This window comes from uncultured Luteimonas sp. (assembly GCF_947492465.1).
Lineage (GTDB): Bacteria > Pseudomonadota > Gammaproteobacteria > Xanthomonadales > Xanthomonadaceae > Luteimonas.
The window spans coordinates 151,413-169,345 of sequence record NZ_CANLNF010000006.1 but is presented as its reverse complement, the minus strand read 5'-3'; the positions used below and the strand labels follow the sequence as shown (position 1 = coordinate 169,345).

Below are 17,933 nucleotides of genomic sequence, written 5' to 3'. Positions count from 1 at the left end.
TTCGTTGACGAGGCCTGCACCGGGGCGGGCGTAGAACAGCGCGTACCGGCCAGGCCGGCAACGCGCACAGAACTCGACCAACAGGCGCCACATGGACACGCATACCTTTTCGCGAAACGGCGGGGACGCCGGCGTCTTCCCCATTGCCTTCGAAGATGAAGATCCCGTCTCACTCGAACTTTTCCGCGACCTGCATCGCGCGCTCTCGATCGACGACGACACGCGCTTCTGGAACTACCTCGAACAGGGCATCCAGTCGATCGAGCGCGGCATGAGCCCCGAGGCCATCGCCCGGTTCGAGTACGCCGCCGACTACGTGCTGGTCTTCCACGGCATGCCGGGCTGGACCTCGATGAAGCACCGCAACGGCGGCTGCGTCGACGCCGGCATCTCCATCAGGGCCGCCTGATCAACGGCACGCCGCGTCCGCCCGCCGCGGCGCGCAGGCGTGGCCGCGGTGCGGGCTTCTCGCGGTGTTGACGCCCGCGCTGCTCAAGTGTCCGCCCGATGCAGGCGGAACGGACCCGGGCATGATCGACGTGGCAATCGTGGGAGGCGGGCCCGCCGGCCTTACCGCGGCGATGTACCTGCGACGCTTCCATCGTGCCTGCCTGGTGTTCGACAGCGGCGAGAGCCGCGCGCGCTGGATTCCCGAGAGCAACAACTGCCCGGGGTTCCCCGGCGGCATTTCCGGGGTGGAACTGCTGCGGCGGCTGCGCAGGCAGGCGGCGGAGGCGGAGGTGCCGATCGAGGAAGCGCGGGTGGACCGGATCGCGCGCGGCGACGACGGCGAGGGCTTCGTCGTGCACGCCGGCGGCCGCCAGTGGCTCGCGCGCATGGTGATGATCGCCACGGGTCTGCGCGACCGCCTGCCGGGCGAATGGGCGGGCGAGGCGCTCGCCTGCGGCGCGCTCCGCCTGTGCCCGATCTGCGATGCCTTCGAAGCCAGCGACGGCCGCATCGGCGTATTCGGCCGTGGCGCGGACATCGGCTCGCACGCGCGTTTCCTGCGGACGTTCTCGGCCGATGTGACAGCCCTGCCGCTCGACGGCGCCGACGGCGGCGAGGACGGCGCGACGGCCCGCTCGGATGGCGTGCAGTGGCTCGGCGCCGGCAGGCTCGAGTTCGACGGAGAGCGATGCCGGTTCCGCAGCGGGACCGGCGCGGCCGAGTTCGACACGGTCTACAGCTTTCTCGGCTTCGACACCTCGGTGCCGATCGATGGGCTGCATGTGGAGCGCACGGAGGGCGGCGAGATCCTCGTCGACCGCCACCAGCTCACCGCCACGCCCGGCCTGTACGCCATCGGCGACATCGTCGGCGGCCTCAACCAGATTTCCGTGGCCGTCGGCCATGCCGCGGCCGCCGCCACCCACGCGCACGGCCAGCTGCCGCGCACCCCGCGCGCGGCGCCGCAGGCATGAATCCCGACCTCATCGGCTGGGCCGCGTCGGCGATCCTGCTGGCAACCCTGGTCCGGCAGATCCGCAAGCAGGTGGCGGAAGGCGGCGCGGGCGTCTCGCGCTGGCTGTTCATCGGCCAGAGCCTGGCGTCGGTCGGTTTCATCGCCTACAGCGTGATGCTGGGCAACTGGGTGTTCATCGTGACCAACACCTGCATCCTGATCACCGCGATCGCCGGGCAATGCCTGCGCCCGAAACAGGCCTGACCCCTTGGCGGGCGCCGGTGGGGCGCGGGCGGCGCGCGCAGGTGGCCGCGGCGCCGCCGGATGGATACGCTGCCGGCAGGCCAGGGACGGTTTCCGGCGATCCGGCTGACTCACGTTTTCCCGCGTGCGGCCGATGACACCTTCTGAGGCGGCCCGGATGCCCCGGCCCCGACACGCGACCTGAACACACCATGCAACCCGTACCGCCCCTGCCCACCGACGACCCCGCGCCCCCGCTGCCGCGCAGGCGGCCCTGGCGCAGCCCCGCGCGGATGCGATCCGGCTTGGGCTTCACCCTGATCGAACTGGTGATCACGGTCGCCGTGCTGGCGATCCTGGCCGCCATCGCACAGGGCCAGTACGCCCGCTTCGTGGAGCGGGCCCGCATCGCCACGGCGGCCTCGGACATCGCCACCATGGAGCTGGAGATCGTGCGCTTCCAGCAGTTGCCCAACGGGCCGCTGCCGGCCATCCTCGCCGATATCGGCCGGGCCAACTTCCTCGATCCCTGGGGGCGCCCCTACCACTACACCAACCTGCGGACCACCAACAAGGGCGCCGCGCGCAAGGATCGCAGGCTCAACCCGCTCAACTCCGACTACGACCTGTTCAGCGCCGGCAAGAACGGCGTGTTCAAGAAGCAGGTCAGCCAGAAGGACAGCCTGGACGACGTGATCCGGGCGCGCGACGGCGGCTACATCGGCCTGGCCGAGGACTTCTGACGGTGGCCGATGGTTGACGGTTTCCGCCTGTCCACGGCGCTGCTCGGCAGCCGGTTCGGCCGCCGGCTGTTCATCATGTTCGGGCTTGCGGCGCTGCTGCCCACGGCGGTGGTGTTCTGGATGACCTACCGCACCGCGACCGATGACGCGGAGCAGGCGCGGCATGCGTTCCTGCGCGAGGGTGGCAAGAACTATGCGCTGGGCGTCTACGAACGCCTGCAGCTGGCCGACCGCGCGCTGGCGCTGGCCGATCCGGACGCCTTGGCTGCCGGCAGCGAGGCCCACCTGGCCGTGTTCTTCCGCAACGTGTCGGTGGCCGCGTGGCCGCCGTCGCCGGACGACCGCGGCCCGGCCGCCGCGCAGTTCGCCGCCGCCGCGGACACCCTGGACCGGCTCCACGTCGCGCCGGGCGCCGGGGCGATGCCGACGCTCCTGCGCGTGACGGGCGACCGGGTGCTGGCCGGCACGCTCGATCCGGCCTTCCTCTGGGGCGATCCCAGCGAGATGAGCCACGCCATGCGCATCTGCATGTATGCCGGCCGCACCCGGCTGTTCTGCGGCGGGCATCCGGGCACCGAGGCCGGAGAGCGGCTGGTGGTGGCCGGATGGGACCTGTTCCTCAGGCCGGCGTTCGGCGCGGACGACTGGACTGCGTTCGCCGTGTCCGGGCCCGGGCACAGCCTTGCCCACTATCGCGGCGTGCTGGTGCCGGCCGCGATCGCGGTGCTGCTGCTGGTGGTGCTGCTGAGTTCGGTGCAGATCCGCCGCGTGCTGGTCCCGCTGTCGGACCTGCTGCGCAGGATCCAGCGCTTCGAGGGTGGGAAGACACGGCTCGACCGCCAGGCCGGCGAGGACGAGTTCGGCCTGCTTGCGCGCAGCTTCGGACGGATGCAGCAGCGCATCGGCCGGCAGATGGATACGCTGCGGATGCTGTCGGACGTCGACCGCCTGATCGTGCAGGGTGCGTCGCTGCAGGCGCTGATGGACCAGGTGGCAGGCGGCATGCGGGCCCTGTCCGGATGCCGCACCGTCTGCGTGGCCGTCGCCGGCGGGAGCGAGGCCGCCCTGTTCGTGCTGACGCACGACGCGGACGCGACGCAGCCGATGGCGTGCATCGATGGCCGCGTCGGCGTGCCTGCTTCGGCGGAAGGCCGCTGGCATCCCGTCGCCGGGTTGGCGCCCGGCTGCGTCCGCGACGCCTGCCAGCGCGACGGGGTGGGGGTGGTGTTCGTGCTGGAGACCGCCGCCCATCCCGGACGCGTGCAGGTCGTGCTTGGCTTCGATCGGAGGCCCGAGGAGATCGACGGCCCGCTCTTGAAGGCCACCAAGCTGGCCGAAGCCATCCCGGTGGCGCTGGCCGTGGACGAAGGCCGGCGCCAGCTCGTGTTCCAGGCGCGGCACGATCCGCTGACGCTGCTGCCCAACCGGCTGGCGACGTTCGAGGCAGTGGACGCGGCAATCGAAAAGGCCCGGCGCGACGGCACGGGGTTCGCCGTCGCCTTCCTCGACCTGGACCGGTTCAAGTCGATCAACGACGGACTCGGCCACGCGTCCGGCGACGCGCTGCTCGTCGCCGTCGGCGAGCGGATCCGCGACAGCCTCTTGCCGGGCGACCTGGTCGGGCGCTTCGGTGGGGACGAGTTCTGCGTCCTGCTGGCCGGCGCCGACACGCCGGAGGCGGCCGAGCGCGCCATGCAGCGCATCGTCGACGGCCTGTCGCTGCCGGTCCGGGCGGCGGGACGCGAGTTCGTGCAGCGCTTCAGTGCCGGCATCGCCTTCTATCCGGGCCACGGCGCCGACGCCAGCACCCTGATCCGCAACGCCGACGTGGCGATGTACCACGGCAAGCGCGCCGGGGGGCTGGCGCTGCGGGTGTTCGCCCCGGAAATGAACGATGCCGCGCAGTCCAGGCTGCAGCTCGAGCAGGACCTGCGCCAGGCCATCGCCGAGGGCGCGATCGACGTCCACTACCAGCCGCGCGTGGACAGCCGCGACGGACGCATCGTCGGCGCCGAGGCGCTGGCTCGCTGGATGCATCCGCGCAGCGGCCCGGTCTCGCCGGGAGTGTTCATCGCCCTGGCCGAGGAGACCGGGCTGATCGACGACCTGGGCGAACTGGTCCTGCGCAAGGCCACCGGCCAGCTGGCGCAATGGACGGCGGCCGGACTGGGGCTGCCCGTGGTCGCGGTCAACGTCTCCAGCCACCAGCTGCGTTCGCGCCGCCTGGCCGATACCCTGCGCGCGGCGCTGGACGCAGCGGGCATCGCCCCTTCGCAGCTGGAGATCGAGATCACCGAGAGCATGCTGGTGCGCGACCGCGAGGCCGGCGAGCACCAGTTGCAGCGCATTCGCGACCTGGGCGTGGGCATCGCCATCGACGACTTCGGCACCGGCTATTCCTCGCTGTCCTACCTGGTCAGCCTGCCGTTCGACACCTTGAAGATTGATCGCTCCTTCGTGCTGGACCTGGGCGACGGCACCACGCCCGCGGCGGCGATCGTGCGCGCGGTGGTCGGACTGACCCGGGAACTGGGCAAGGACGTGATCGCCGAAGGCGTCGAAGCCATGGCCGAGGTGGACCTGCTGGCCGGCATGGGCTGCCACACGATCCAGGGCTACGTGTACCACCGGCCGATGCCGGCCGACGAGCTCACCGCGCTGCTGCGCGCGCGCGCGCAGGGCTGACGCGTTCCGCAGGCGCGCCGGCCGCGGGGCCGCGGCTGCGTCCTCGACCTTCCCGCGTGGGCAGCGGACAATGGCCGGCCAGCTTCGCGCACCGCATGCCATGACTTCCGCCGTCCCGTTGCCCGGTGCCACGCCCCACGCCGATGCCATCCGCCTCTCCGTCGCCCCGATGATGGACTGGACGGATATTGCAGAGAATCTCTTCTTTATCAATAAGTTAGATCCTTTGTTGAGGGTTGCGTTGCACCTGCGCTGCCCTGAGGTGACCTATGGTCTCTCGTAACTTGGCCCTGGCCCACTCGAAGAAGTGCCAAGTCGCGGCCTGCGCGAGGCAGTGCCGCTGCCGCGTTTAGCTCCCACCATTGATTTGCGGTCGAGGATCGACGCTGACCGTCGCGCTTCGATGGCCTTCCTGCATCCGCCGACTGCAGACACCACAACAAACCCCACTCTGCCATGCTGCACGCTCTCCCTCCGGCGTCCCCTGACATGCCTGACGTGAACGAATTCGGCCCCCAACACTACCCAAGCCGCAGGCAGCCTTCGACCTTGCCGTTTTTTGCGTGCGCAATCCCGCTGATCCTGTTTGCCATGCTGGCCGCTACCTCATGCGCCCGCATTTCAGACCGAGAGGGAGAGCGGTGGCCTGTCCGGCCCACGATCGAGGCCTCTGGCTTCGCCACCGTTCTGAAGGCGCCGCCAGTGCCGTATGCGGATGCGCCGCCGCCATCGGACCGGGAGCGAATGAACACCGCCACGGCAATGGCAATGGAACTGCACGCCAATCCTCCCGAGGACGCACGCCAGGCCGCCATGGCGCTGGCGCGAGAACTGCAGGCACAGGAAGGGCGGAACTACATCGGGGTTCGCGTCATCCGCGATCCGGCGCCGCGCTTCGCGTTCCAGTTCCAGACCGATGCGGTCGCCACGCTGGCCCGTTACACGGACGATCCGCGCTTCGCCGCGATCGACGGCGGTCACCCCGCCGCGGAGCTGCAGCCGTTGGCCGATGAATGGAACGCACGCTTTGCTCCGCACCGGCTGGGCGTCGGGAACGTGTACGAGTTCGACGGCGTGGTGCGGTTCGACCTGCAGGTCGACGAGGCGGCATTCCGGTCGATCGCCCGTGCCGAGGGCTGGCGGTTGCCTGCGCAGGTCGAGCTGGTCTTCACTCCGCCGCCGAACGCGGATGCGCTCGATCCCGCGCTTGCAGCGCTGGTGCACCTCGTGCCCAGGCACGACCGGGTGCCTGCGGTGACCACGCTTGCGCTGCACTCCGGACGTGTCATTTTGCGCGACGGCTGCTTTCGCCTCGCCGCGCAGGAGGGGGGCGGGGAGGAAGCGCTGGTGATCTTCGACCGCGACATCGCGCTGGTGCGCGACGACGCGGGCTACCTGGCCCTGCAGGCGCCGGACACCGACCAGCCGCTTCCGCGTATCGGGGAACGTATGACCTGGGCTGGGCCGCGCGGCGTCGATGAGCGAGACGCCGGGGTGCAGGCGCTTCGCTCCGCATGCGGCGAAGGGACGATCGTGAGCGTCGGGACGCCATCGAGCGCGCATCATTCCCGCGTGCGGCCCTGGGTGATCGACAACCTCGCGCACGATCGCGGAATGACGCGGAAGCAGGCCTGGGATGCGCTCAAACGGTGCTGGGCGCTTATTGATGATGCCGGCTCGGACGCGCGCTTCTCCCGGTCAGAGAGCGAACACTGCGGCGTCCCGCCAGACTATCTGTGAGATCGGGGCACCGTCCGGGGACAGGAGGCAACCCGGCTCATCTTCCCCTGGAAAACAGCTAGCCAAGGACTCTTCTTGGCCGGTGAAGATCATCGTCGCTGGCGGAGGGCCTTGCATCATTCTCCTGTTAGCAGGCTCCTGACTTCCTCATAGCGTGCATCGATCAATCTGTGTTTGTCGTTGTGATAAAGCGCGCCTTGGCTAATGAGGTAGTAACCGCGGTTGAGGCTGAGATAGCCCTCTTGTGGAGTTCCTTGCCTCGCTGCCACCTGATGCAAATACGGTGCGCGCGTCAAGGTGACCAAGAAGATTTCACCCCGGTAGCTCTCCAGCGACTTGCGCTTCAGACATCCGTTTCGCAAATCGCAGAACTCTCCGCTCGTGGAGAACGGACCGCTAAAACGGGTCTTCAGCTGCTCTCCCGCAACACAAGTCCCCGCATGGCAACGTGTGACTCTCCACACCATGGTCCCATCCATCGTGTCTGGATAATTCTCGTAACGAACGTCTTCCAGAATCGCGTTTGCGACAATGTCCGCGGTTTGGGCGCTGGACGCCACTTCCTCTGCGGAAATGCCGGTATCGGTAAGACGATCCGACCGCGCGCTACAAGCCGCGCTTCCCAGCGCTACAAGTACGAGAAAAACTTGACTGCAAATGCGGCGTGCCGGCGTGTGCGATTTCATCCTGCATCCTCCGTTGGCTTCCGGGCAAAGAGCTATGCCGCTTCCAGTTCCACATGGACCCGCTGGCCCAGGATTGCCGCGATGCTCGCCAGTGTGTCGAGCGAGAAGCGGCCAATGCGCCCCCGCAACAGGTCATTGAGGCGCGGCTGACTGATGCCGCACTGTTCGGCAGCCACTGCCTGCGTCCAGCTCTTGTCATGGATGAGCGCGGCGATTTTCCGCATGAGGTCGGCGCGCATCTTCAGATTGGCCGCGTCCTCAGTGGAGTCTGCAAGCGCATCCCAGGCGCTGTCGAATCGGTCGGTCCTGGCCGTGGTCTTGCTCATGGTCACCTTGCTCGAGGGTAAAGCACTGCTTTTTCCGACTTGATGTCCCGTTTTCAACGTGGCCTGTACCTTCTTCTGGAGCGCGTGGAGAACATGGACCGCATCGGCCAATCGGGGCATGTAGACGAGGCGGTAGGCGTCGCTGTCGTCCCTTTGCCGAGCGGTGGTCCGCACGCATGCTGCTGGTCGGAGTCTGCTTCCCGGCGACGCATCCATTCGGTTGTCAACTGCTGCGGTCGAACGTCGCTGATTCGGAGTGCATCCACCTGCTTTACCGGTGGATGCGGATTTGGGCCGTGTAACCTAACGATCCATCTTCGCGGCGCGCACTGACGATGCTTCCGTGCGGGCCGACGCTACATGGCCGTTTTCTCAGCATCCGGCCTAGCAACGACAACCCGAAAACTGCCGAAATCGACCGATCATGAGCGCTACTGAGGAACGCGAAATCGCTGGCAAGTCATTGGATTTGCGCGAGAAGTCGCGGTATGACGCATCCGTGCGTCTTTCGGTTGCGCCGATGATGGACTGGACCGACTCGCACTGCCGGGTCTTCCATCGGCTGCTGGCGCCGTCGGCGCGGCTGTACAGCGAGATGGTGCATGCCAACGCGGTGATCCATGGCGATCGCACCAAGCTGCTGGCGATGGATCCGGTCGAGCATCCGGTGGCGCTGCAGCTCGGCGGCAGCGAGCCGGCGCTGCTCGCGCAGGCGGCGCGGATCGGCGCGGAACACGGCTTCGACGAGATCAACCTCAACTGCGGCTGCCCCTCCGACCGGGTGCAGGCCGGCCGCTTCGGTGCCTGTCTGATGCGCGAGCCGGCGCTGGTGGCAGACAGCGTGGCGGCCATGATCCAGGCGGTCGCGCCGGCAGGCCGGCCGGTACCGGTGACGGTGAAGTGCCGGCTGGGCGTGGACGACGACCACGATTTCGACCGCTTCATCGCCTTCATCGACACCGTCGCCGCGGCCGGCTGCGGCCTGTTCGTGGTGCACGCGCGCAACGCCTGGCTCAAGGGGCTCAGCCCGAAGGAGAACCGCGAGGTGCCGCCGCTGCGCTACGACTGGGCCTACCGGCTCAAGCGCGAGCGCCCGGCGCTGCAGGTCGTGGTCAACGGCGGCATCGCCACGACGCAGGAAGCGCTGGCGCACCTGGCGCATGTCGACGGCGCCATGCTCGGCCGCGCCGCCTACCACGATCCCTACACCCTGCACGGGGTCGACGCGGCCCTGCGCGGCAGCGCGCTGCAGCCGCGCGACCAGCTGTTGCGCTCGCTGCAGCCCTATGCCGAGGCGCAACTCGCCGACGGCGTGCCGATGCGCCACATCACCCGTCACATCCTCGGCCTGTATCACGGCCAGCCCGGCGGCCGCGCATATCGCCAGGTGCTCAGCGAAGGCGCGCATCTCCCCGGCGCCGGCTGGGACCTAATCGAGCGGGCGATCGAAGTGACCGCGCGCCGGCCGCGGCCGCCTGAGCGCCCACGGGCCGCCGCAGTGCGATGACCCTGCGCGTGGCGTCTCGTCGCGGCGACTTCAGCGCGCTGAACCGCGTGCGCTGGTGAAAGAAAAGTTAAGGGGGGATTCACCGCGGTCTTTCAAGAATGCCGATCCATTCCGGAAGTCCGGCCGCCACGGCCAACGCCAATGTCTCCCGTGCAGTCCCGCCTGAAGATCGTCCTGCTGTGCGCCCTCGCGGCGGCCGGCAGCGTGTCCGCAGTCTGGGCGCAGGAACCGCCGCGCGAGCGGCGCGGTCCCGAGCGCAGCGACAGCGGACGCGGCCACGAGCAGCGACCGCGCAACCGCGATGCGCTGTCCGATTCGGTGCGCCGCTTCGAGCGGTCCAATCGCGGCAGCCGCGTGCTCAGCGCCGAACGCATCCAGTCAGACGGTCGCGACGTGAACCGGATCAAGGCGATGGACGATCGCGGCCGCGTGCGCGTCTATGTCGATGATCCGCAGCGCCGCCAGCCTCCGCAGCCGCGGCGCCAGCCTACACGCGACGACCACGACTGACCCGGCATTCTGTTCAGGAAAGTCCGGCCACACTGGCCGCCTCACATTTCTGAACGGAGCTTTCTCCATGCGCATCCTGCTCGTCGAAGACGAAGCCCCCCTGCGTGAAACGCTGGCTGCGCGCCTCAAGCGCGAGGGCTTTGCCGTGGACGCGGCCCAGGACGGCGAAGAAGGCCTGTACATGGGCCGCGAGGTGCCGTTCGATGTCGGCATCATCGACCTGGGCCTGCCCAAGATGTCCGGCATGGAGCTGATCAAGGCGCTGCGCGACGAGGGCAAGCAGTTCCCGGTGCTGATCCTGACCGCGCGCTCGAGCTGGCAGGACAAGGTCGACGGCCTCAAGCAGGGCGCCGACGACTACCTGGTCAAGCCCTTCCACGTCGAGGAACTGCTGGCGCGCATCAACGCGCTGGTGCGTCGCGCGGCCGGCTGGAGCAAGCCCACGCTCGAATGTGGCGCGGTGGTGCTCGACCTCGCGGCGCAGACGGTCACCGTGCACGGCCAGAACGTCGACCTGACCAGCTACGAATACAAGGTGCTCGAGTACCTGATGATGCATGCCGGCGAGCTGGTCTCGAAGGCCGACCTGACCGAGCACATCTACCAGCAGGACTTCGACCGCGACTCGAACGTGCTGGAAGTCTTCATCGGCCGGCTGCGCAAGAAGCTCGACCCGGAAGGCACGCTCAAGCCGATCGAGACCGTTCGCGGCCGCGGCTACCGCTTCGCCATTCCGCGCAACGGCGAGGGCTGATCGCCCGCCCCGCGCGGGCGTCGTCGTGACGGCACCGGTATCGGCTATCGTGAGCGCCCGCCCGCGTCGCGCGGGCCGCGACGCATGATCCGTTCCTGACCCGATGAGCACCGGCAAGCCCGCCCGCGTCCTGCCCTGGCGTCCGCGCTCCCTGCAGGCGCGGCAGCTGATGGCCGCCAGCCTCGCGCTGGTCGCGTTCCTGGCGCTGGCCGGTTACGCGCTCGACCGCGCCTTCCTCGACGTGGCCGGCGAAGGCCAGCACGATCGTCTGCGCAACTACGTGTTCGCCTATGCCGGTGACATCGAGTTCCTGCGCAGCGGCGACATCTACGTGCCCGACAACGGCCCGGACGACCGCTTCGACCGTCCCGGCAGCGGCCTGTATGCCGAGGTCGTGCTGCCCAACGCCAGCTGGACCTCGCGCTCGGCCTCCGGCCCGCAGCTGCCCGAGGCGCTGCCCCTGGCCGGCGGCGAGGAGAAGTTCGAAGGTCCGCTGCCGATGGTCCGCAGCGACGGCACGCCCGGCCATGTCTACCGCTATGGCCTGGGGATGGTCTGGGCGCCGCAGGAAGGCGCGCCCGAAGCGGAGTTTCCCTACACGATCTACGTGATGGAGGACGCGGGCACCGTGCCGCGCCAGGTGCGCGTGTTCCGCGCCGCGCTGTGGGGGTATCTGGGCATCGCCGGCCTGATCCTGCTGCTGCTGCAGACCCTCGTGCTGCGCTGGAGCCTGTGGCCGCTGCGCAAGGTGGTCGAGGAACTCACGCGCGTGCAGCGCGGCCAGGCCCACCGCATGGGCGAGCGCCATCCGCGCGAACTCGAGCCGCTGACCGACAGCATCAACGCGCTGATCGAGAGCGAACGCGAGAACCTCGAGCAGCAGCGCAACACGATGTCCGACCTGGCCCACAGCCTGAAGACGCCGCTGGCGGTGCTGCGCGCGCGGCTGGATTCGAACGCGGACGAACGCGAGCTGCGCGAGGACGTCGCCACCCAGCTGCAGCGGATGACCGACCTGGTCAACTACCAGCTGGGCCGCGCCGCCTCGACCGGGCACAAGCTGTTCGCCGCGCCGGTGGAGATCGAGGCCCACGCCGAGGCGCTGGTGCAGAGCCTGGAGAAGATCTACGCGGACAAGGGCGTGATCTGCGAATTCGAGATCGATCCGGCCGCGCGCTTCCACGGCGAACCCGGCGACCTGCAGGAACTGCTGGGCAACCTGATCGAGAACGCCTTCAAGTGGGCCGGCGCGCGCGTGCTGCTGACGGTCAAGACCGGCCAGACCGCGCCCAACCGGCGCCCCGGCCTGCTCATCGCGGTCGACGACGACGGTCCGGGAATCCCCGAAGAGCGCATCCCGCTGGTGCTGCAGCGGGGCGTGCGCGGCGACGAACGCGTGCACGGCCACGGGATCGGCCTGTCAATCGTGCAGGACATCGTCCGCAGCTATCGCGGCGAGCTGCGCGTGGGCCGCTCCACCGAACTCGGCGGCGCCAGGTTCGAGGTGCAGCTGCCGCCGGGGCTTTGAGCCACGCCTGCGAGGCGCCGCCGGGCCAGCTCCCCCGATGCGGGCCAGGCGATCCGTCCGGTCGTTGCTTCGAATGCCGGGGGATGCGTTGCGCCGTGGAAAGCGCGACGGTCAGGCCGAAGGCGATGGTCCGTAGAACCGCTCGAAATGCGCCGCCACCTGCGGAAACGCCGCGCGCAGCAGCGCCGGATCGCTGAAGTGGTATTCGCTGCACACCGCGAAGAATTCTTCCGGCGCCTCGGCCGCGTAGGGATCGATCGCCACGTCGCGGCCGCCATCGACGTCCGCCACCAGCGCGTCGTAGGCCTGCTGGAAATCGCGTGCCCAGGCCCGCTGCCAGTCGCGTGGCAGCGGTGGCGTGCCGTCGAGCACGCCGTCGAGGGCGTCGAGCTTGTGCGCCATCTCGTGCACCACCACGCAGAAGCCGGCATGCGGATCGTCGAGGTCTGCTTCGACGTCGGCCCAGGACAGGATCAGCGGGCCGCCGTCCCAGGCCTCGCCGATCAGTTCGTCGTCCCATTCATGCAGCACGCCGGCGGCATCGACGTGGCTGCGGTTCACCCGGAACGCATCCGGATACACGATCAGCTGCGACCAGCCGTGCAGGCCTTCCTCGCCGAACTCCAGCAGCGGCAGGCAGCACAGCGCGGCCAGCAGGCAGCGCTGCGGGGCATCGAGCTGCAGCGGTTCGATCGGGGTGATGGCCTTGCGCTGCAGGAAGCGCGAGGCGAGGGCGCGCAGGCGCTGTTCGCGGTCGGCGTCGAGGCTGGCGATCCAGCGCACGCGGGCGCGGATGTGCTTCCAGTCCGTGTCGGTGATCGGTTCGGGCGTGCGGCCGAGCAGCCGCCGGATCAGGCGTCCGGGCAATCCGGATCCCTCAGCGGATCATGCCCGGCAGGAAGCTGTGCCAGCGCGGCGGACGTGCGGTCGATTCGGACTCGCCGCGACGTGGCGTGGTCGCGCGGCTGCGGCTGGGCAGCACGGCGCGCTTGTCGCCCGGGCGCTGGATTTCGCCCCCGGCTTCGCCTTCCGCGGTGGCATCGCAGCCGGCGCTGCCGCCATTGGCGTCCATCATGGCAGGCTGGCGCGCCGCGACCGGGAGGGCGGCGCAGGCCAGCAGCAGGCAGAGCAGGAATCGGGGAGCCATGGCAACCATCCTTTGGCCAGAGTCGTTGCGGCGGCAACGGTGCACTATAACCCGGATGCGGACAGGGCGCCGATGGTTGCAGGGCGGCCCGGCGCGCGGTCCGTGCAAGGGGCCGAGTCCCCGCCGGACCTGGCCACGATCCCGGATAATCGGCGCCATGCAGCCCCTGGATCCGCCGTGACCGCCGACGCCGACCGCGCCCTGCTCGACCGCCTGGCCGCAGGCCCGGTGTCGGGCGACGCGCTGGCGCGCGAGGCCGGGCTCACCCGCGCCGCGGTCTGGAAGCGGATCGAGGCCCTGCGCGCCGCCGGGGTCCGGATCGACGCCCGCGCCGGCCGCGGCTACGCGCTCGCCGCCCCGGTGGACCTGCTCGACGCCGGGCGCATCGCCGCGGCCCTGCCGGCCCCCGTCCGCGAGGGGCTTGCCGCGCTCGAGGTCGCCTGGTCGCTGGATTCGACGAACTCCCGACTGCTGCGCCTCGGCGATCCGGGTCCCGGCACCCGGGTACTGCTGGCCGAACGCCAGACCGGCGGCCGCGGCCGCCGCGGCCGGCCCTGGGCGTCGCCGCTGGCGGCCAACCTGTACCTGTCGGTGGCGCGCCGCTTCGACGCCGGCCTGGCGCGGCTCGGCGGCCTGAGCCTGGTCGCGGGCATCGCGGTGGTCGATGCGCTGCATGCGCTGGGCGTGGAGCGCGCGCGTTTGAAGTGGCCCAACGACCTGGTCGTGGTCGCGGAAGGCCGGCTGCGCAAGCTGGGCGGCATCCTCGTCGAGGGCGGCGGCGAATACGCCGGGCCGGCGCACGCGGTGATCGGCATCGGGCTCAACGTGCGGATGCCGCCCGAGGCGGGCGAAGCGATCGACCAGCCGTGGATCGACCTGCTGGCGCTCGGTGCGTTTCCGCCGCGCGACCACGTCGCCGCGGCCGTGCTTGCGCACCTGCTGCCGGCGCTGGACCGCTTCGATGCGGAGGGCCTGGCGCCATTCCTGCGCGCCTATGCGGCCCAGGACGCGCTGGCGGGGCAACCGGTCCGCATCCTGGCGGGCGAGGGCGAGCACCATGGCACCGCGCTCGGGGTGGCGGCCGACGGCGCGCTGCGCGTGCGCACGGCCGGCGGCGAGCGCCTCTTCCATGCCGGCGAGGTCAGCCTCCGCGCGGAGGCGGACGCATGAGCGCGTGGCTGTTCGACCTCGGCAATTCGCGGCTCAAGGTTGCGCCGCTGGGCGGTGATGGCCAGCCCGGCGAGGTGCTCGCCTTCGCCCACGGCGACGCGGACCTCGCGCCGGACTGGGCCGCCGCGCTGCCGCCGCGGATCGAAGCTGCCTACCTGGCCAGCGTCGCCTCGCCGGCGCGACGGGTGGCGCTGCTCGACGCCCTGGCCACGCGCGCCGGCCGCATCAGCGTGGCCACCACGCAACGCACCTGGCAGGGGCTGCGCATCGCCTACGAGGATCCGTCCAGGCTGGGCGTGGACCGTTTCCTGGCGCTGGTCGCGGCGCGCCGCCGCGGCGGCGCCTGGCTGCTGGTGGGCGTGGGCACGGCCCTGACCATCGATCTGGTCGACGCCGACGGGCGCCACCACGGCGGGCGCATCGCGCCCTCGCCGACGCTGATGCGGCAGGCCCTGCAGGCGCGCGCCGCGCAGCTCCCCGACAGCGGAGGCACCTATCGCGCGTTCGCCGCGGACACGCGCGACGCGCTGGCGTCCGGATGCCTCGGTGCGGCGCTGGCCCTGGTGGCGCAGAGCCGCGAGGCGGCGGCGCGGGCCGGCGCGGGCGCGGTGTCGCTGCTGCTGCACGGCGGCGGCGCGCCGGAACTGTTGCCGCACCTGCCCGATGCCTGCCACGCGCCGGCGCTGGTGCTGGAGGGTCTGGCGGCCTGGGCCCGGCCCGGCGCCGGCCGCCGCTAGAATCGCGCGATGCCTGTCCGTGCCCTGATCGTCCTGTTGCTGATCCTCAACCTCGGCGTGGCGCTGTGGTGGAGTACCCGTCCGCCGGCGCCGACGGCGCCGGCCGTGACCTTGCCCGCGGGAGCCGAACCGCTGCGGCTGCTCGACGAACCGGCTGCGGCTCCGGCGCGTGCGCCCGCGCCCCAGGTCGCGCCTTCCCCAGTGCCGGCCATCGCACCGCCGCCCGCACCGGCTCCGACTTCGGCCCCGGCTCCGGCTCCGACGGACCAGACGACCGCCGCGGCTCCGGTCGACGCCGCGCCGGCCACCTGCCGCAGCTTCGGGCCGTTCCAGGATGCCGCCGGCGCCGCGCAGGCGCAGGCGCGCCTGGCGCCGCTGGTGCAGGCGCTCGCGACCCGCACGGTGCAGCCCGACGCGCGCGGCTGGCAGGTCCTGCTGCGGGCGATGCCGGACCGCGACGCCGCCGCGGCGACGGTGGAGCGGCTGATCGCCGCGGGCTTTCGCGACCATTACCTGATGCCGACCGCCGCCGACGGCACGGTCGATATCGCGCTGGGCCGCTTCGGCAGCGAGCCTGCGGCGCGTCGCCACCAGCAGGCGCTGGCCGCAGCCGGATTCGGGGCGGTGGCCGAGCCGCTTGGAGGCCCGGGCGCCGCGCGCTACTGGATCGACGTCGCGCCGGGCGCGCAGGCCGAGCTCGCCGACCTGCAGCGCGCCAGTGGCGCCACGCGCAGCGAACCGGTCGACTGCGCGGCGCTGGCCGCACGCTAGAATGCCGCCCACGGCCCCGCGGGCCCGCCGACGCACTGTGCCGCTTTAGCTCAGTTGGTAGAGCAACGGTCTTGTAAACCGTAGGTCGTCCGTTCGATTCGGACAAGCGGCACCAATCCAGTGGCCAGCCGGCCCTGCGCCCCGAGGCCCGGCGATCGCGCCGGCGGACCATCCGGCCCCGTCCGGCGGCATCGGTGCCCGGTAGCCTAGACTTCCTGCCCGACCCTTGCAGGAGCAACCATCCGCCATGGCCCGACGCTATCCCCCCGTTTCGATCTTCGGCGTGCCCACCGACGTGGGCGCGGGTGCGCGCGGTGCCTCCATGGGGCCCGAGGCCCTGCGCGTGGCGGGCCTGGGCGAGGCGCTGGCCGCGCGCGGCGTGGACGTGCTGGATACCGGCGACGTCGCCGGGCCGCGGAATCCCTGGCAGCCGCCGTTCGAGGGTTACCGCCATCTCGGCGAGGTCGTCGCCTGGACCCAGGCGGTGTTCGACGCGTCCGCCGCGATCCTCGCCGCCGGCCGGCTGCCGCTGATGCTGGGGGGCGACCACTCGCTCGCGGTGGGTTCGATCGCCGCGGTTGCCGACCACTGCCGCCGCAGCGGCAAGACCCTGCGCGTGCTGTGGCTCGACGCGCATACCGACTTCAACACCAGCGCGATCACGCCCTCGGGCAACATCCACGGCATGCCCGTCGCCTGCCTGTGCGGGATCGGACCCGACCCCTTGGTGCGCATGGGCGGCCACGTGCCGGCGCTGGTGCCGGCGCAGGTCCGCCAGATCGGGATCCGTTCGGTCGACCAGGACGAGAAGCGCCTGGTCAAGGAGCACGGGCTGGACATCTACGACATGCGCTACATCGACGAAGTCGGCATGCGCCAGACCATGCAGCAGGTGCTGATGGGGCTGGACGAGAGCACCCACCTGCACGTGAGTTTCGACGTGGACATCCTCGATCCGACGATCGCGCCGGGCACCGGCACGCCGATCCCAGGCGGGGTCAACTATCGCGAGGCGCAGCTGATTATGGAGATGATCGCCGACACCGGCTTCCTCGGATCGCTGGACGTGGTGGAAGTGAATCCCGCCTTGGACAGCCGCAACAGCACCGCCGAACTGGCCGTCGACCTGATCGAGAGCCTGTTCGGCAAATCGACCCTCATGCGCGACTGAGTGGCGCCTGCGTTTGACGCCATCTGCACAAGGGTGAACGCGGCGGCCGGATCCGTCTGCCGTATCGGCGCATTCAACGCGTCGTTCACGCGTTCAGCGGTGTGATGTCCGGGACGAGCGCGGAAGTCCGCGCACGCACCACTCCAGGAGAATGCAGATGAAGCGTTTCATGGCCCTGATGCTGATTGCCATGTTCTCGGTCGGCACGCTGTCGGCGTGCAACACCACCAAGGGCTTCGGCCAGGATGTCGAGAAGGTCGGCGACAAGATCGAGGACGCGGCCGAGGACACCGGCGGCACCGATCCGCGCTGATTCCTTGCGTGGATGGAATGAGGGCCGGCGGAAACGCCGGCCCTTTCTTTTGCGCGGTTTGCGCGATGCGCCTTCCGCGACTGAACACACCCGCGTTGCGTGCTCATCGATGTGAGGAGCGCTTTACGCATCCTTGATCGGGCCATGATGCGGGCGCGTGCATGCTGGATCCATCGACGCAGCACCCGCGTCGATCCCTCCCGCAACACAAAGGATCGAGCGATGAACAAAGACATCATTTCCGGCAAGTGGACCCAGCTCAAGGGCCAGGCCCAGGCCAAGTGGGGCGACCTGACCGACGACGTGTTCGACGTCGCGCAGGGCGACAGCAAGTACCTGGCAGGCAAGCTGCAGGAACGCTATGGCTGGGAGCGCGAACGCGCCGAGCAGGAAGTGCGCGACTTCGAGCGCACGCTCAGCTGATTCGATTCCGACGCACCTGCGGCACGGTGACCGCCGTGTCCCAGATGCAGGGAAGGGCCGGCGGATGCCGGCCC

General features: G+C 70.2%; 21 protein-coding genes and 1 tRNA gene. 18 read left to right on the top strand and 4 right to left on the bottom strand.

Annotated features, from left to right (window positions below; genetic code table 11):
* Positions 1-91: 91 nt before the first annotated feature.
* From Q0863_RS14190 to Q0863_RS14160, 7 genes are all read left to right on the top strand, one after another.
* Complete coding sequence (locus Q0863_RS14190; RefSeq protein WP_298579668.1) at positions 92-409, top strand: hypothetical protein; 318 nt, start codon at positions 92-94, stop codon at positions 407-409.
* A 121-nt stretch (positions 410-530) separates the two neighbouring features.
* The gene (locus tag Q0863_RS14185) at positions 531-1,424 is read left to right on the top strand and encodes an NAD(P)/FAD-dependent oxidoreductase (RefSeq protein WP_298579665.1); all 894 of its coding nucleotides are present in this window, start codon (positions 531-533) and stop codon (positions 1,422-1,424) included.
* A complete protein-coding gene (locus Q0863_RS14180) occupies positions 1,421-1,669 on the top strand; it encodes a hypothetical protein (RefSeq protein ID WP_298579664.1) in 249 nt (82 codons plus the stop codon). Before Q0863_RS14185 ends, Q0863_RS14180 begins: the two co-directional genes overlap by 4 nt.
* 284 nt (positions 1,670-1,953) lie before the next feature.
* Complete coding sequence (locus tag Q0863_RS14175; protein WP_298579660.1) at positions 1,954-2,391, top strand: prepilin-type N-terminal cleavage/methylation domain-containing protein; 438 nt, start codon at positions 1,954-1,956, stop codon at positions 2,389-2,391.
* Positions 2,392-2,400: 9 nt separating this feature from the next.
* A complete protein-coding gene (locus tag Q0863_RS14170) occupies positions 2,401-5,076 on the top strand; it encodes an EAL domain-containing protein (protein ID WP_298579657.1) in 2,676 nt (891 codons plus the stop codon).
* A gap of 70 nt (positions 5,077-5,146) precedes the next feature.
* Positions 5,147-5,359, top strand: coding sequence for a hypothetical protein (locus Q0863_RS14165; RefSeq protein WP_298579655.1), 213 nt, complete (start codon positions 5,147-5,149; stop codon positions 5,357-5,359).
* A gap of 206 nt (positions 5,360-5,565) precedes the next feature.
* Positions 5,566-6,816 carry a hypothetical protein gene (locus Q0863_RS14160; RefSeq protein ID WP_194036916.1) on the top strand — a complete coding sequence of 417 codons (1,251 nt, stop codon included), beginning with the start codon at positions 5,566-5,568 and terminating at the stop codon, positions 6,814-6,816.
* 116 nt (positions 6,817-6,932) lie between these two features.
* On the opposite strand, the gene Q0863_RS14155 is transcribed toward Q0863_RS14160, so the two are convergent.
* Together Q0863_RS14155 and Q0863_RS14150 are read right to left on the bottom strand one after the other, a co-directional pair.
* Positions 6,933-7,502: a hypothetical protein gene (locus tag Q0863_RS14155; RefSeq protein WP_194036917.1), complete on the bottom strand. Its 570-nt coding sequence runs from the start codon at positions 7,500-7,502 to the stop codon at positions 6,933-6,935.
* Between the two features lie 32 nt (positions 7,503-7,534).
* Entirely contained in the window at positions 7,535-7,828 is a 294-nt protein-coding gene (locus Q0863_RS14150) for a helix-turn-helix transcriptional regulator (protein ID WP_298579651.1), read from the bottom strand.
* 424 nt (positions 7,829-8,252) lie between these two features.
* Between Q0863_RS14150 and dusA the strand changes: the two genes are divergently transcribed.
* From dusA to Q0863_RS14130, 4 genes are all read left to right on the top strand, one after another.
* The gene (dusA, locus tag Q0863_RS14145) at positions 8,253-9,335 is read left to right on the top strand and encodes a tRNA dihydrouridine(20/20a) synthase DusA (RefSeq protein WP_298579648.1); all 1,083 of its coding nucleotides are present in this window, start codon (positions 8,253-8,255) and stop codon (positions 9,333-9,335) included.
* Between the two features lie 150 nt (positions 9,336-9,485).
* Positions 9,486-9,845, top strand: coding sequence for a hypothetical protein (locus tag Q0863_RS14140; RefSeq protein WP_298579646.1), 360 nt, complete (start codon positions 9,486-9,488; stop codon positions 9,843-9,845).
* Between the two features lie 67 nt (positions 9,846-9,912).
* Entirely contained in the window at positions 9,913-10,599 is a 687-nt protein-coding gene (locus Q0863_RS14135; protein ID WP_298579641.1) for a response regulator transcription factor, read from the top strand.
* A gap of 103 nt (positions 10,600-10,702) precedes the next feature.
* Positions 10,703-12,127 (top strand): sensor histidine kinase, encoded by a 1,425-nt coding sequence (locus Q0863_RS14130; RefSeq protein ID WP_298579638.1) that lies wholly within the window; start codon positions 10,703-10,705, stop codon positions 12,125-12,127.
* A gap of 111 nt (positions 12,128-12,238) precedes the next feature.
* On the opposite strand, the gene Q0863_RS14125 is transcribed toward Q0863_RS14130, so the two are convergent.
* Together Q0863_RS14125 and Q0863_RS14120 are read right to left on the bottom strand one after the other, a co-directional pair.
* Positions 12,239-12,922, bottom strand: a complete 684-nt coding sequence (locus tag Q0863_RS14125; RefSeq protein ID WP_298579805.1) for a M90 family metallopeptidase — start codon at positions 12,920-12,922, stop codon at positions 12,239-12,241.
* Between the two features lie 82 nt (positions 12,923-13,004).
* Positions 13,005-13,274 carry a hypothetical protein gene (locus Q0863_RS14120; RefSeq protein WP_298579635.1) on the bottom strand — a complete coding sequence of 90 codons (270 nt, stop codon included), beginning with the start codon at positions 13,272-13,274 and terminating at the stop codon, positions 13,005-13,007.
* A 138-nt stretch (positions 13,275-13,412) separates the two neighbouring features.
* On the opposite strand from Q0863_RS14120, the gene birA reads away from it, so the two are divergent.
* From birA to Q0863_RS14085, 7 genes are all read left to right on the top strand, one after another.
* Positions 13,413-14,444 carry a bifunctional biotin--[acetyl-CoA-carboxylase] ligase/biotin operon repressor BirA gene (gene birA, locus Q0863_RS14115; protein ID WP_298579802.1) on the top strand — a complete coding sequence of 344 codons (1,032 nt, stop codon included), beginning with the start codon at positions 13,413-13,415 and terminating at the stop codon, positions 14,442-14,444.
* Positions 14,441-15,181, top strand: coding sequence for a type III pantothenate kinase (locus tag Q0863_RS14110; protein ID WP_298579632.1), 741 nt, complete (start codon positions 14,441-14,443; stop codon positions 15,179-15,181). The genes birA and Q0863_RS14110 overlap by 4 nt, the downstream gene beginning before the upstream one ends.
* A gap of 9 nt (positions 15,182-15,190) precedes the next feature.
* Positions 15,191-15,952, top strand: coding sequence for an SPOR domain-containing protein (locus Q0863_RS14105; RefSeq protein ID WP_298579629.1), 762 nt, complete (start codon positions 15,191-15,193; stop codon positions 15,950-15,952).
* A gap of 39 nt (positions 15,953-15,991) precedes the next feature.
* Positions 15,992-16,067: transfer RNA gene (locus Q0863_RS14100), tRNA-Thr, on the top strand.
* A 132-nt stretch (positions 16,068-16,199) separates the two neighbouring features.
* Entirely contained in the window at positions 16,200-17,123 is a 924-nt protein-coding gene (gene rocF, locus Q0863_RS14095) for an arginase (protein ID WP_298579627.1), read from the top strand.
* A gap of 157 nt (positions 17,124-17,280) precedes the next feature.
* On the top strand, positions 17,281-17,436 hold the full coding sequence (locus Q0863_RS14090) for an entericidin A/B family lipoprotein (RefSeq protein WP_298579625.1): 156 nt from the start codon (positions 17,281-17,283) through the stop codon (positions 17,434-17,436).
* Positions 17,437-17,658: 222 nt separating this feature from the next.
* Positions 17,659-17,859, top strand: coding sequence for a CsbD family protein (locus tag Q0863_RS14085; RefSeq protein ID WP_298579622.1), 201 nt, complete (start codon positions 17,659-17,661; stop codon positions 17,857-17,859).
* Positions 17,860-17,933 lie beyond the last annotated feature (74 nt).